Origin of the sequence: Mycobacterium sp. 29Ha (genome assembly GCF_032883055.1) — a bacterium.
Lineage (GTDB): Bacteria > Actinomycetota > Actinomycetes > Mycobacteriales > Mycobacteriaceae > Mycobacterium > Mycobacterium gallinarum.
Window position 1 is genome coordinate 49,593 of the sequence record NZ_JAMQTI010000025.1, and the last position, 14,022, is coordinate 63,614.

Annotated in this window: 14 protein-coding genes, 1 tRNA gene and 1 pseudogene; 9 read left to right on the top strand and 7 right to left on the bottom strand. The window is 66.2% G+C overall.

Annotation, left to right across the window (positions count from 1 at the left end; all coding sequences use genetic code 11):
- Positions 1–79: 79 nt before the first annotated feature.
- Together M1248_RS26265 and lnt are read left to right on the top strand one after the other, a co-directional pair.
- On the top strand, positions 80–964 hold the full coding sequence (locus M1248_RS26265) for a fructose bisphosphate aldolase (protein WP_317150181.1): 885 nt from the start codon (positions 80–82) through the stop codon (positions 962–964).
- A 35-nt stretch (positions 965–999) separates the two neighbouring features.
- Positions 1,000–2,412: pseudogene (gene lnt / locus M1248_RS26270) on the top strand (apolipoprotein N-acyltransferase); the annotation flags it as partial.
- Here lnt and M1248_RS26275 read toward each other — a convergent pair.
- Positions 2,378–2,824: a universal stress protein gene (locus M1248_RS26275; protein WP_107529106.1), complete on the bottom strand. Its 447-nt coding sequence runs from the start codon at positions 2,822–2,824 to the stop codon at positions 2,378–2,380. The pseudogene lnt and the gene M1248_RS26275 overlap by 35 nt on opposite strands.
- 213 nt (positions 2,825–3,037) lie before the next feature.
- On the opposite strand from M1248_RS26275, the gene M1248_RS26280 reads away from it, so the two are divergent.
- On the top strand, positions 3,038–3,685 hold the full coding sequence (locus M1248_RS26280) for a UdgX family uracil-DNA binding protein (protein ID WP_163729001.1): 648 nt from the start codon (positions 3,038–3,040) through the stop codon (positions 3,683–3,685).
- Positions 3,686–3,700: 15 nt separating this feature from the next.
- The gene (locus tag M1248_RS26285; RefSeq protein WP_317150182.1) at positions 3,701–4,561 is read left to right on the top strand and encodes an alpha/beta fold hydrolase; all 861 of its coding nucleotides are present in this window, start codon (positions 3,701–3,703) and stop codon (positions 4,559–4,561) included.
- Here the strand turns inward: M1248_RS26285 and M1248_RS26290 are convergent.
- The 3 genes from M1248_RS26290 to M1248_RS26300 all read right to left on the bottom strand — a co-directional run bounded on the left by M1248_RS26290 (position 4,558) and on the right by M1248_RS26300 (position 5,571).
- On the bottom strand, positions 4,558–4,821 hold the full coding sequence (locus tag M1248_RS26290) for a hypothetical protein (RefSeq protein ID WP_317150204.1): 264 nt from the start codon (positions 4,819–4,821) through the stop codon (positions 4,558–4,560). The genes M1248_RS26285 and M1248_RS26290 overlap by 4 nt on opposite strands.
- A 220-nt stretch (positions 4,822–5,041) precedes the next feature.
- Positions 5,042–5,473 carry an SRPBCC family protein gene (locus tag M1248_RS26295; RefSeq protein WP_163729013.1) on the bottom strand — a complete coding sequence of 144 codons (432 nt, stop codon included), beginning with the start codon at positions 5,471–5,473 and terminating at the stop codon, positions 5,042–5,044.
- A 24-nt stretch (positions 5,474–5,497) separates the two neighbouring features.
- Positions 5,498–5,571, bottom strand: a tRNA-Cys gene (locus M1248_RS26300).
- Between the two features lie 114 nt (positions 5,572–5,685).
- On the opposite strand from M1248_RS26300, the gene M1248_RS26305 reads away from it, so the two are divergent.
- The 3 genes from M1248_RS26305 to M1248_RS26315 are packed head-to-tail and all read left to right on the top strand — an operon-like array spanning position 5,686 to position 7,871.
- On the top strand, positions 5,686–6,420 hold the full coding sequence (locus tag M1248_RS26305) for an MgtC/SapB family protein (protein WP_163729016.1): 735 nt from the start codon (positions 5,686–5,688) through the stop codon (positions 6,418–6,420).
- 18 nt (positions 6,421–6,438) lie between these two features.
- A complete protein-coding gene (locus M1248_RS26310; protein WP_163729019.1) occupies positions 6,439–7,155 on the top strand; it encodes a 5'-methylthioadenosine/adenosylhomocysteine nucleosidase in 717 nt (238 codons plus the stop codon).
- The gene (locus M1248_RS26315) at positions 7,152–7,871 is read left to right on the top strand and encodes a hypothetical protein (protein ID WP_163729022.1); all 720 of its coding nucleotides are present in this window, start codon (positions 7,152–7,154) and stop codon (positions 7,869–7,871) included. Before M1248_RS26310 ends, M1248_RS26315 begins: the two co-directional genes overlap by 4 nt.
- Here the strand turns inward: M1248_RS26315 and M1248_RS26320 are convergent.
- Complete coding sequence (locus M1248_RS26320; protein ID WP_163729025.1) at positions 7,831–9,234, bottom strand: MFS transporter; 1,404 nt, start codon at positions 9,232–9,234, stop codon at positions 7,831–7,833. The genes M1248_RS26315 and M1248_RS26320 overlap by 41 nt on opposite strands.
- A gap of 62 nt (positions 9,235–9,296) precedes the next feature.
- Entirely contained in the window at positions 9,297–11,447 is a 2,151-nt protein-coding gene (uvrB, locus tag M1248_RS26325) for an excinuclease ABC subunit UvrB (protein WP_197905527.1), read from the bottom strand.
- A 134-nt stretch (positions 11,448–11,581) separates the two neighbouring features.
- On the opposite strand from uvrB, the gene M1248_RS26330 reads away from it, so the two are divergent.
- Both M1248_RS26330 and M1248_RS26335 read left to right on the top strand, forming a co-directional pair.
- Complete coding sequence (locus M1248_RS26330; RefSeq protein ID WP_163729028.1) at positions 11,582–12,025, top strand: DUF402 domain-containing protein; 444 nt, start codon at positions 11,582–11,584, stop codon at positions 12,023–12,025.
- A 98-nt stretch (positions 12,026–12,123) separates the two neighbouring features.
- Positions 12,124–12,708, top strand: coding sequence for a hypothetical protein (locus M1248_RS26335; RefSeq protein ID WP_232076114.1), 585 nt, complete (start codon positions 12,124–12,126; stop codon positions 12,706–12,708).
- A gap of 3 nt (positions 12,709–12,711) precedes the next feature.
- Here M1248_RS26335 and coaE read toward each other — a convergent pair whose 3' ends face one another.
- Positions 12,712–13,923, bottom strand: coding sequence for a dephospho-CoA kinase (coaE, locus tag M1248_RS26340; RefSeq protein WP_317150183.1), 1,212 nt, complete (start codon positions 13,921–13,923; stop codon positions 12,712–12,714).
- Positions 13,924–14,022: the final 99 nt, after the last annotated feature.

The window sequence follows — 14,022 nt, forward strand, 5'->3', positions numbered from 1 at the left end:
AGTCAGGGCCCCGCCAAGCGGTGAACGCGCTGTCCTAGTCTGATGCGCAGAACTCGTCGATGAGCTGCAGGAGATTTAGGTGAATCAGGATCAGTTGAAGAAGGCGCAAAGCGGTGCCGGTTTCATCGCCGCACTTGACCAGAGCGGTGGCAGCACCCCGAAGGCGCTGAAGCTGTACGGCATCAGCGAGGACGCCTACTCCGGCGACGAGCAGATGTTCGACCTGGTGCACGAGATGCGGACTCGCATCATCACCAGTCCGGCCTTCGACGGCGACCGCATCATGGGCGCGATCCTCTTCGAGATGACCATGGACCGCCAGATCGAGGGAACCCCCACCGCCGCCTATTTGTGGGACGTCAAGAACATCGTTCCGTTCCTCAAGATCGACAAGGGTCTGAACGACGAGCAGGACGGCGCGCAGACCATGAAGCCGATGCCCGGCCTCGATGATCTGCTCGACCGCGCCGTCGCCAACGGGGTCTTCGGCACCAAGGAACGTTCGGTCATCAAGCTGCCGGGTGCAGGCCTGGACGCCGTGGTCGCCCAGCAGTTCGAGGTGGGACAGCAGGTTCTCGCGAAGGGCCTGGTGCCGATCATCGAGCCCGAGGTCGACATCAAGAGCCCGCAGAAGGCCGAGGCAGAGGAGCAGCTCAAGGCCGCCCTGTTGGCCGGCGTCGACGCGCTCGGTGACGACCAGAAGGTCATGCTCAAGCTGACGCTGCCCGACACCGACAACCTCTACAAGGAGCTGGTCGATCACCCCAAGGTGCTGCGTGTCGTGGCGCTGTCCGGCGGCTACGCCCGTGATGAGGCCTGCGAGAAGCTGGCCCGCAACACCGGCGTCATCGCGAGCTTCTCACGCGCGCTGACCGAGGGTCTGACCGCGCAGCAGAGCGACGAGGAATTCAACGCAACCCTGGATCAGGCGATCGCGAGCATCGCCAAGGCGTCCGCTACCTGAGGCCACCTCAGCTGATTCGCGGGCTCGCGGCGGCGCTGGTCGCCGGCGCGATCCCTGCCCTCGCCTTCCCCGCGGTGTCGTGGTGGTGGCTCGCGTGGGTCGGGCTGATCCCGCTGCTGTTCATTGTCCGCGCGGCGCCGTCCGCCCTGCAGGGCGGCGCGCGTGCCTGGTTCGGCATGGCCGGTTTCGTTTTGACAAACCAGTATTGGCTGTTTCCGAGCGCAGGCCCGCTGCTGGTCGTGGTCGCGCTCGTCGTCGGCGTGCTGTGGTTTCCGTGGGGCTTCGCGGCGCAGCGGCTGCTTTCCGATGAGGCGGCGGTGCGACGGGTTCTTGCCGCGGTCGTCGTGCTGCCCTCTGCCTGGGTGCTCGCCGAAGCGGTGCGGTCATGGCATCACTTCGGCGGGCCGTGGGCGCCGCTCGGCGCGTCACAGTGGGTTCAGCCGGCGACGCTGGCGCCCGCCTCGGTGGGCGGCGTATGGCTCGTCAGCTTCCTGATGGTCGCCGTCAACACCGCGATTGTGGCGGCGATCCTGCTGTGCTCCTGGCGTGCGGCAGCACTGCCGGTTGCCCTGATCGCCCTCGGCCCGACGTGGTTCTGGTTGGGTCCGGCGCCCGCCCCGGGGCCGACGGTGCGGGTTGCGCTCGTCCAGCCCGGCGATATCGACGACGCACGGGCACGTCAGGCCGCGAGCGAGCGATTGACCGAAGGATTGGTGGGCGAACGGCTCGATCTCGTGGTCTGGGGTGAAAGCAGTGTGGGCGTCGACCTGACGAGCGACCCGGACGCCACAGCGCGCCTGATCGAACTGCGCCGCCGGGTCGACGCGGACGTCTTGGTGAACGTCGACGCACGAGCTCCCGACGGCGGGATCTACAAATCGTCGGTTCTCATCGGGTCCGACGGCCCGCGTGGCTCATATGCGAAGACGCGGCTGGTGCCGTTCGGCGAATACGTGCCGCTACGAGAGCTCCTCGGCTGGGCAACCCGTCATACCGACGCGGCCGGCGAGGATCGCCGCCGCGGCGACGGCCCGGTGGTACTGCACGCCGGGACGCTGGCCGTCGGGCCGTTGATCAGTTTCGAGACAACGTTTTCGGATCTGCCGCGGCGCGTAGTGCGCCTTGGCGCGCAGCTCCTGGCGTATCAGAGTTCGACGTCGAGTTATCAAGGCAGCTGGGCACAACCGCAATTGGCGAGCATGGCCGCCGTCCACGCCGCCGAGACCGGTCATCCCGCCGTGCATGCCGGAACATCCGGTGTCAGTGCGGCATTCGATGCGCGCGGCCGTGAACTGGGGCGGTTGCCCGCGTCCGACCGAGGTGTACTGGTGGTCGATGTGCCGCTGGATTCGCGCGCCACTGCCTACGATCGGCTCGGTGACTGGCCGATCGTGGTGGCGGCGGTGCTGATCCTTATGGCGTGGTGTGCACAATCAGCACGTCGGTCTTGGATCGACGTGCGACGTTGGCCGGCACGGAACCGAGCAGGCGGCCAGCGATCGTGGAGAGGCCGACGTTACCGACGACAAGAAGATCGGCCTTGACCTCTTCGGCGAGATCGACGAGGGCGTCGACGGGTGCGCCGACGATCGCCTTCTCCTCGACGTTCTTGGCACCCGCCTGATGCGCACGTTCCTTCGCCTCGCGGAGAATCGCGTAGATGGGGGCGTTGCCCGACATCTTGTAGCCCTCGTCCTTGAGCACGTCGGCCGCGCGCTGGTCTTCGCTCTGGGGGAAGTACGCCGTCGCCACGACCACTGTCGCGCCTGACCCGGCGGCGATCTGGCCGGCTTTCTCCACCGCGCGCAGCGACGAATCCGATCCGTCCGTGCCGACCACGATGGTCGTGTAGCCGCTCATTCGTTGCCCTCCCAATGTAGGTTGCAGCGCCACCCGAGACAGTAACCCGTCGTCCGGCGAACATGGGTGCGAATCACCACACATGAGTGGCATCAGCCTGGACTTTCGTCGCTTGCGCGCTAGCAACATCACTGATGTCGCCCCGACGTGACCCCGCCTACATACCGGCGGTCCGCACGGATTACGGCACCGACGGGCGGGTAATCGCTTGCCATGGCAGCGCATACCGCGGCCGAGTTCGTTCCGGACAGCCGCGACCTAGGGGATCTCGCAGAGGCCGCGCACAGCTGTAAGGGCTGCGACCTGTACCTGGACGCAACCCAGATGGTGTTCGGCGCCGGGTCGGCCACGGCGGATCTCATGCTGGTCGGCGAACAGCCCGGCGATCAGGAGGACAGGGCCGGCGAGCCATTCGTCGGGCCTGCAGGCAAGCTGCTCGATAAAGCGCTGGCGGCGGCTGGCGTCGAGCGACAGCAGCTGTATGTCACGAATGCGGTGAAGCACTTCAAGTTCACGCTCCCCGAGCGGGGCAAGCGGCGCATCCACAAGACACCGAGTCGAACCGAGGTGGTGGCCTGCCGGCCGTGGCTGTTCGCCGAGCTGATGGCCGTGCAGCCGGAGGTGGTGGTGCTGCTCGGCGCGACGGCCGCACAATCGCTGATGGGCCGCGAGTTTCGGCTCACCGCCCATCGCGGCGAAGTGGTGCACCTGCCCGACTCCGACGATCTCGCGTTCGATCCGCAGATCGTGGCGACCGCACACCCGTCGTCGGTGCTGCGCGGGCGTCCAGAGGACCGCGGCAAGGCATTCGACGCCCTGGTGTCGGATCTGCGATTCGCGGCCGACCTGCTCGCCTCCTAGGACATCATCACGTGCATGGAGACCACGGTGGAGCGCCTCATCTGTCTGCGCGACGGACGATCGATGGCCTACGCCGAATACGGCACGCCCGATGGCTTTGTGGTCGTCAACGCACACGGTGGCCTTGCCTGCCGCCTCGACGTCGAATCGGCTGACGACGTCGCCGCAGCGGCCGGGATTCGGCTGATCTCACCGGACCGGCCCGGTGTCGGACACTCAGATCCCGATCCCGGGCGCACCACATTGAGCTGGGCCTCCGATGTCGAAGAATTGGTCGACCGACTCGGGGTGGAGCGGTTCGCCGTGATGGGCTGGTCGATGGGCGGACAGTACGCGGCGGCGGTGGGACACGCTCTGCGTCACCGGGTGACCCGGGTGGCGATCGTCGCAGGGGCACTGCCGCTGACCGGATCCGGCGTGTTCGACCAACTGCCCGCGATGGACCGATACCTCACCCGCATGGCTGAGCGTGCGCCGTGGCTGGCGCGACAGTGGTTTCGAATCATGGGACTTGCGCCACGACTCGCCCCCGTGCTGTACGGACGCCTCGCCGCGCGTGACCTGGGAAAGGCCGACGGCGCTGTCATCCGCGGCGAGGGATTCCGGACGTTCGCGAGGATGTCCCGCGAAGCGATTCGCCAACCGGCAGGCGCCGTCGAGGAGTACCGCGCATGGATGCGGCCCTGGGGGTTTGCACCCGAAGACCTCGACGTACCCGTTGACATCTGGGCGGGCACTGACGATCAGTTGATCAACCCGAGTTGGCCGCAGCGGCTCGCATCACGAATCCCGAACGCGACCTTGAACATTCGCGACGGCGGACACTTCGTCGCACACCTGCACTACCGGGAGATATTCGACTCGCTGCGTCGCTAGCAGACGGCAGGCGGCACCCAGCCCGACACGTTCGGCGGTACCCATCCGCAGGGTCCGTAGTAGCGAGGACCGTCCCACCGGGCATCGCGCCATTCGCGATAATCGTCGCGCCTGTCGTGCCAACGCGGCTTGTCGAGCTTCAACATGATTCCCGGCGAATTCGGTACTGCCGGTTCGGCATTGGCGACGGCGGCACTCAGTCCCACTGCTGTGAACCCCATTGCCCCGACGAACGCCACACTGGCGCCGATCTTCTTCATCTTCACGATCAAACCTCTGCGTTATCAGCTATCCGACCCGACACGATCTTAGCCGCTCCACGGATTGCCGCTCGGGTGCCCCTGTCGGTCCACGCGGGCCGAAACCTTCAGCAAATCGTGAGGCGCCGTGTCAGCGTGTGCGCTGAAAACAGTTCTGCTGCAGGACTATTGATCGATAGGGTTTGCGATCGACGCATCCGTTAGTTTGTGCTGCAAAGATTCAGGCGTAGAGCGATTCGAACTTGCGAATCGACCGTTCGAGGTCGCCCTTCACCGCCCGCACCGCTGCCATTCCAATGGGCCCGAACAGCGGCGCACCGCCGAGTTCCATCTTCATCGTGAATGAGCACCCCTGCTTCGTCTGCTTCACCGTCATCTTCAGTGCGTACTTCGTCCCGCCGACGCCGTCGCCGGTGATGGCGATGAGTCGCGGCGGATCCAGTTCCCGGATGGTCCACTTGACGCGGTTGCGCATGCCTTTGGCACCGGCGACCCCGACAATCGTCGTGCCCACCTCCAGCTCCGACGGGAGCTCACCACGCCAGCCCTCGTGCATCGATAGCCAGTCGCCGAGCGTGGAGAGGTCCGATACGTGTACCCACGCGTCATCGGGGCTCAACGACAGGTCTCGCGACAGCTCGAGTTTGGCCACGCTCAGATGTTAACCATGATTCCCTGGAGCGAGTGACGGGATTCGAACCCGTGTAAACGGCTTTGCAGGCCGGTGCCTTGCCTCTCAGCCACACCCGCGTCGGCATTGACGTTGCCACGGTGCCGCACCCACGCCCACCGTTGCGATCGTCGTGAGGCGAACCGACGGCGCGCCGACCGTCAGCGCGCTGGTCCCGGGGTTAATTTGTGCGGATGGATGTCTTGTTGGCCGCCGCCGATCCACCGTTCTTCGGCGGTCCCGGGCAGGGCACGCGCCAGATCGTCGAGTTGTTCGTCGCGTTCGGTCTCACCGCGCTGATCGGCCTCGAACGGGAACTCCAGGGCAAGAGCGCCGGGGTGCGCACACAGACGATCGTCGGCACCGCGGCGGCGCTGATCCTGCTGGTCAGCAAGTACGGCTTCCAGGATGTGCTGCAGGACGGACTCGTCGTCGTCGACCCGTCCCGTGTCGCCGCCCAGATCGTCTCGGGTATCGGCTTCCTCGGCGCGGGCATCATCATCTTTCGCCGCGGCTCGGTCCACGGTCTGACGACCGCGGCCGCCGTGTGGGAATCCGCGGCCATCGGCATGGCGGCCGGTTCCGGCCTGCTGCTGTTGGCCGTCACCGTCACGGCAATGCACTTCCTCGTCGTCATCGGTTTCCTGCCGCTGGCACGCTGGCTCACCTCCCGGCTGAGCGGATCGGTCACCATGCACATCAGCTACCTGGAGGGCCGCGGCGTGATGACGCGCATTCTGCAGGCATGCGAGCGCCGCCAGTGGCAACTCACCGACCTCGCGAATGACACCGCAGAGCAAGCCACGGGCGCGGGTCAGACCGGTGTGCTGGTGACGCTCGGAGGCAGAGGCATCGTGAATGCACCCATGGTGCTGGCGGGGATCGACGGTGTGATCGGGATCCACCAGCTCGACGACGACCCCGACTAGGCCGCCGCATAATGTCTTGTGACCATCGGACTGATCTGCGCCATCCCGCAGGAACTCGACGCGCTACTCGGCGATCTGTCGGAAACCCACTCCGAAGCCAGGGCGCATACCCGGTTCGTCACCGGCGTCCTCGACGGCCACGACGTCGTGTTGGCGGGATCCGGGATGGGCAAGGTCAACGCAGCGATCGTCACCACGCTGCTGGCCGACCGGTTCGGGTGCCGCACAATCGTTTTCTCCGGTGTGGCAGGCGGGCTCGACCCGGCGCTGTCCATCGGTGACGTCGTCGTGGCCGACCGCATCGTCCAGCACGACGCCGGTGTCCTCGAGAACGAGAAGATCCGCCCCTATCAACCGGGCCACGCGCCGATCATCAACGAAACCGATCGCCTCGGCTATCCGGTGGATCCCGAGCTGCTCGGCAGGGTGAAAGGCCGGCTCGCCGACATGGCGGTTCCGGGTCAAATCGTCTATGGCACAGTGCTTACCGGCGACCAGTATCTGAACTGCGATTCCACGCGAGAGTGGCTGCTTGCCGAGTTCGGAGGCAAGGCGATCGAAATGGAGGGCGGCGCGGTCGCGCAAGTCTGCGAGGCGTTCGGACTTCCCTGGTTGGTCATCCGCGCGCTCTCCGACCTCGCCGGCGGGAATTCGCTTTTCGACTTCACCGCATTCGTCGACCAGGCGTCGGCGACGTCGGCCACCATTCTGCGACACCTGCTGCCGGTGCTGTGACGCGTCTGCTGGACAGGGTGCTCGATGCACACGGTGGACTGGACGCCTGGCGGCGCTTCTCACGCGTCGAGGCCACGATCGTCAGCGGCGGTCTGATGTTCGAGATGAAGGGCCAACCCCAGGACCCGACGCCTCGCCGAATGACCGCAGCGCTGCAACACGAATGGGCCTCGGTGCAACCCTTCGGCGCGGACGACCAGAAAACCGATTTCACGGCGGAGCGCGTCGCGATCGAGAAACTCGACGGCGTCGTCGTGGCTGAACTGATGAACCCCGAGGCGTCATTCGAAGGCGACGACCTCAACACTCCGTGGAATCCTTTGCAGCGGGCCCACTTCAACGGATACGCGCTGTGGACGTACCTGACGAGTCCGTTTCTGTTGGCGCTCCCGGGGTTCACCGTCAGCGAGCTCGACCCGATCGAAGACGACGGCCGAACGCTGACCGGCCTGCAGGTCACTTTTCCGGCCGGCATCGTCAGCCACAGCACGCTTCAGGAGTTCTACTTCGGACCCGACCTGTTGCTGGCGCGCCACGACTACCGGGTCGAAATCGCGGGCAGTTTCTCGGCGATTCAGTACATCTCGGACTTCGTGGACGCCGACGGCATCATGATGCCGACCAAACGACGGGCGTACCGGTGCGGCGACGACGGGCGACCGCGGTTCAGTGAGCTCATGGTGTCGATCGACCTGTCCGACTACCACTTCTCGTAGACGCAATCAGGCCGACCACGGCCAGCACCGCGAACGTCGCGAACATCCAGCGCGCGGCGGTCGCATCGCCGCGATCGGTGGTGTTGACCACGATGCCCGCCAGCCCGGCCCCGAACGCTCCGAAGATCAGCTGCACCGTGTTGATGGCCGCCGCGGCGCGGCCACCTTCGCTTTCATCGTCGACCGAGCCCATCGCCCACGCCGACAGGTGCGGCCACGCCATGCCGACCCCCACGCCCGTCAGTGCCAGCGCCACCACCCAGACCGCGATCACGCCTGCCGATGCGTCCTGGACCTGACTCACCGCGGCCAGCGCCAGTCCGGTCGCCATCACAAGCGGCGCGACCGCGACGATGCGCACCACGATCTTCGTCCTGGTCACCGACGCGCTGGCGATCTCGCTCATCGTCCACCCGACCGCCAGCGCCACACCGAGGAATCCCGCCCCTACCGGGGCCAGATGCGCCAGCCGCTGGCCGAAGAACGGCACGTACAGATCGACCATCGTCGCGGCCATCAACATGCCGAGGGTGAGATAGATCCACTTCAGCGGGCCTGGCCGAAAAGCCGTGGGCGGCAGGACCGCCGCGCCTGCGCGACGATCGACAATCAAAAACACCGCGACCAACACCGCGCCCAGCGCAACCAAAGCAATGGTCCACGCCATGTTCCGCGGGACACCCGCGACACTGATCGCCAACGCGGCCGACCCGAGCAGCAGCAGCGACCACACCGGGATCCGGTCACGCACCCGAGGCGCGTCCGTCCGAGCGGGCAGAGCGAACGGCACCAGCACAGCGATCAGCGCGGCGAGTCCGACGAGCATGCCGAATGCCCAACGCCAGGAACCGTATTGCGCGAACAGGCCACCTGCGGCCGGACCGAGTATCGTCCCCACGCCCCACATCGCCGACACGAGGGCCGACGCCTTGGTCCACAACGATTGCGGCAGCGTGGAATTGATCACCGCATAGCCAAGCCCGGCAAGCAGCCCGCCCGCTGCGCCCTGGACCACTCGGCCGACCAGCAGCAACTCCATTGTGGGCGCCAGGGCGCACAGCAGGCTGCCCAGCCCGAACACTCCGAGGCCGGAAAGGTACGCCCACCGCGGCCCAACCCGCGCCAGCACAGCGCTCACCGTGGTCGCCGACACGACCGAGGCGACCAAGTACACGGTGGTGACCCAGGCGTAGAGGCGCTGCCCACCGATATCGGCCACCGTGCTCGGCAGCAGGCTGATGGTCAGGAATTCGTTGGTGGCGTACAGCGCAACGCCGCCGGCCAACACCGTCGAGGCCCCGAGGTGTTTCGGGCCCAACAGCTCACGCCAGCCACCGGTGGCGGTCGTCGCGGTCACAGTCACGCCGCTCACGCTAGGAGCTCAACCGCTGTTGAGGTCAAGCTTTTTCGCAGGCGCAATGCCGGCTACTTCAGGCCCGCAGCGTCCATGCCGCGCAGTTCCTTCTTCAGGTCGTGAATCTCGTCGCGGATCCGCGCCGCCAACTCGAACTGCAGATCGCGCGCCGCGGTCATCATCTGCTCGGTCAGATCCCGGATCAGATCGGCCAACTCAGCACGCGGCATGTTCGACGTGTCGCGGCCCTCGATGATGCCCGCGCTGACGGCACGGCCCGGCTCGCCCTGCGCCCGACGGCCACGTGACGCGTTGCGGCCCGAACCACCGATTTCGACGTCGTCGGCCTCACGGTAGACCTGGTCGAGGATGTCAGCGATCTTCTTACGCAACGGCTTTGGGTCGATGCCGTGTTCTTCGTTGTAGGCGATCTGCTTGGCCCGGCGCCGATCGGTCTCATCAATCGCCTCGCGCATCGAGTCGGTGATCTTGTCGGCGTACATGTGCACTTCGCCCGACACGTTGCGCGCCGCGCGACCGATGGTCTGGATCAGGCTGCGGGTCGACCGCAGGAAGCCTTCCTTGTCCGCGTCGAGGATCGACACCAACGACACCTCCGGCAGGTCGAGACCCTCTCGGAGCAGGTTGATGCCCACGAGCACGTCGTAGTCACCGAGCCGGAGCTGCCGCAACAGCTCGACGCGACGCAGCGTGTCAACCTCTGAGTGCAGGTAGCGCACCCGGATGCCCATCTCGAGCAGATAGTCGGTCAGGTCCTCGGCCATCTTCTTGGTCAGTGTGGTGACGAGCACCCGCTCGTCACGCTCGGTTCGCTTGCGAATCTCGCCGATCAGGTCGTCGATCTGACCTTTGGTCGGCTTCAGCACCACCTGGGGATCGACAAGGCCCGTCGGCCGAATCACCTGTTCGACGAATTCGCCACCGCTCTGGCTCAGCTCGTACGGTCCGGGTGTTGCCGACAGATACACCGTCTGTCCGATCCGGTCCGCGAACTCCTCCCACGTGAGCGGCCTGTTGTCCACCGCCGAGGGCAGCCGGAACCCGAAATCGACGAGGTTGCGCTTGCGCGACATGTCGCCCTCGTACATCCCGCCGATCTGGGGCACCGTCACGTGCGACTCGTCGATGACCAACAGGAAGTCCTCCGGGAAGTAATCCAGGAGCGTCGCAGGCGCCGAACCCGCCGGGCGAGCGTCGATGTGGCGCGAGTAGTTCTCGATGCCCGAACAGAAGCCGACCTGGCGCATCATCTCGACGTCGTAATTGGTGCGCATCCGCAGCCGCTGGGCCTCGAGAAGCTTGCCCTGGCCTTCCAATTCGGCCAGCCGCTCCTCGAGTTCCTGCTCGATCGTGGAGATCGCATGCGCCATGCGTTCGGGTCCCGCCACGTAGTGGGTGGCCGGAAAGACGCGCAGCGAGTCGACCTGGCGCACGACGTCGCCGGTCAGCGGGTGCATGTAATACAACGCCTCGACCTCGTCGCCGAAGAACTCGATGCGCACCGCCAGCTCCTCGTACGAGGGGATGATCTCGACGGTGTCACCCCTGACCCGGAACGAGCCGCGGGTAAACGCCATGTCGTTGCGCGTGTACTGGACGTCGACAAGCAACCGCAGCAGCGCGTCACGGGGAACTTCTTGGCCGACCTGCAGTTCCACCGACCGGTCCAGGTAGGACTGCGGGGTGCCAAGACCGTAGATGCACGACACCGACGCGACCACGACCACATCGCGACGCGACAGCAGGCTCGACGTCGCCGAGTGCCGCAATCGCTCCACGTCGTCGTTGATCGAGCTGTCCTTCTCGATGTAGGTGTCAGTCTGAGCGATGTACGCCTCGGGCTGGTAGTAGTCGTAGTACGAAACGAAATACTCAACAGCGTTGTGTGGCAACATTTCCCGCAACTCGTTCGCCAGCTGCGCGGCCAGTGTCTTGTTGGGTGCCATCACCAAGGTGGGCCGCTGAAGACGCTCGATGAGCCATGCCGTCGTCGCCGACTTACCGGTACCGGTGGCGCCGAGCAGCACGACGTCGCGCTCCCCCGCCACGATCCGGCGCTCGAGCTCCTGGATCGCCGCCGGCTGATCGCCCGCGGGCTGGTGCTCGCTGACGACCTCGAACCGGCCGCCGGCGCGCACGATCGAGTCGACAGGACGGTACTCCGAGACCGCCAGCACCGGGTGTTCAGTAGCGAAAGCCATATTCACCAGGGTAGAACCCCGCACCGACATGTTCTGTTCCGCAGCCCTGGCCGACGTAGGCTGATCGCATCCACCCTCCCAAGCACGAGACATTCGACCTGCGGGCTCGCACCAACACCGACCCGAAAGGCATCGTGCGGGCCGTTGACGTGTACACCGTCGAGCCGTGGGGCCTCTACATGGCCCGACCGGCCCCCGGCCGCGCCCAGTTCCACTACCTCGAGTCGTGGCTGCTGCCCGCGCTCAACCTGCGGGCCACCGTGTTCCACTTCAACCCGGGTCATGAGCGCGACCAGGACTATTACCTCGATATCGGCCTGTACAGCCCCGGCGAGACGGTGTGGCAGGCCGAAGACCACTATCTGGATCTGGTGGTGCGCACCGGCGTCGGGGCCGATCTCGCCGACGTCGACGAGCTACTCACCGCAGTCAGGCACCGCCTGCTGTCGCCCGAGGCCGCTGAGCAGGCAGTTCAGACTGCGGTATCGACGCTCGACGGGCTGTCGAGAAACGGCTATGACCTCGATCGATGGCTCGCCGGCCAAGGGATGGCCCTGACCTGGCGCGATCCTGCGTAACACGTGAACGATCTTGATCGATTTCCGGTGTGATGACGACAACAGCGCAGGTCAACGTCATAGCTCTGACGAGCGAAGAGCCGGTAAAGTCGGCTGTCATGAGTTCTCCCAAGCGCCGATGGTCGGCACTCGCCGCTGTCGCCGCAGTCGGTATGGGGATGCTGGGTTCTCCCGCGACCGCGCTCGCCCAGCCCGGTACCGAGCCCGCCGAACCGCAGCCGGCGCCTGACGCGGCCGTCCCCGAGGTACTCCACAACGTGGTCTACCGTGCCCGAGCCGATGGCACGTCCCGCGACGCCGTGGTGGCGTACAAACAGGACGACGCGAACGTCAACAGCGCAACCCCGACGATGCTGCCCGGCCAGACCTTCGAGGTGAACACGGTCCTCGACGATCCCGCGAAGGCAGGCATGACGCTGTCCATCGGATGGCCGTATGGATCGAACCTGCACTGCGAGATCCTGGTCGACGACCAGATCGTCGCTCAGGCGGACCAGTTCATCGCACCGAGGTTCTTCCGCGTCAAGGACGATCCGCTGTACGGGACGCTGCAGTGCGGCGCCCCGTTGGATATCCCGGTCGTCGGCGTCCCCGACCCCGTCGATGCGCCCGTCGATCCAGCCGCCCTACCGGCCGATCCCAATGCCGCACCGCCGGCGGCGTCGCCTCCGCCTACCGCCTGACCGTCACGGGCGCCAGCCCGTGGTGTCCGCCCATTCCCAGGCCCGCCGGTAGGCGTCGAGAAACCACGGCTCCTTCGCGTCGGCGTACGCGCCGTTGTCGACGTGCGCCTGTCCCGCGACCTTCCGCTTGAGCGCGACGTAGTCGGCTTGGACGGAAGTGTTGTCCCGCAACCAGTCGACGAACAGCAGCGCGAACTGCTGACCTGGCCAACCGTCGACCCTGATATGGACATTGGTCGGCCGGCCCGGATCGGCTGAGCAGTGAAGTCGCTTGTGCCACAACGATTCTTCGTTCGTGTGATCGAAAGACGCGACCGTACTGCGGGCGTCGGGCTTGCCGACGTCGGCGGTGATCGGACTGCGCACGTAGCCAGCGGTGGTCAACGCGTCGGCCAGTTCGTCGGCCTCCTCGAGCGAGGCGACCGTCACCTGCATGTCGATCACGTCCTTGGCGTCCACCCCGGGGACGGCCGTCGACCCGATGTGGTCGATGCGCACCGCCCGGCGCCCGCAGGCCGTGTTGAGCCGAGCTGCGATACGACGGCCCTGATCGGGCCACGACGGGTCGCTCGGCACGAGGACCGGTTCCGAGCGCGCGGGCCGGCCGTGTTCGAGGTTGTGGGCGAACGGCAGGATCCGCTCATGCCACAGCGCCCGCGCCTGCTCCACCAACTCCCCTGCGCTGCCGGAGTTGTCGAGCCACACATCGGCGACGGCGCGCCGCTGCTCCTCGGTGGCCTGTGCAGCGATGCGCGCGCGGGCGTCCTCCTCGGTGAAGCCGCGGTGCTCGATCAGGCGCTTGACCCTTGTTTCCACGTCCGCGTGCACGATCACCACCAACGGGAACATCGGCGCCATGCCGGACTCCACCAGCAGCGGAATGTCCTCCACGATCACGGCATCGTCGGCCGCAGCCGCGATCAACTCAGACCTGCGGTGGGCCACCAACGGATGCACGATCCCGTTCAGTGTCTGCCGCTTCTCGTCGTCGCTGAAGGCGATCGCCGCCAGGGCGGGCCGGTTCAACGAACCGTCCGCCTGCAGGATGTCCTTACCGAACGCGTCGACGAGCTTGCCCAGCCCCTCGGTCCCCGGTTCCACCACCTCGCGGGCGATCACGTCGCCGTCGACGACGATTCCGCCGAGCTCACTGAACGTCGAGGACACCGTCGACTTTCCGGCGCCGATACCGCCGGACAGGCCAATGCGCAGCACCGCCCCAGTCTGTCAGGCCCGAGAACAACGAACGCCCCGACTCCCGCCGCCGAAACAACGAACGCCCCGACTCTCGTCGGGGCGCTCGTTGTTACGAAG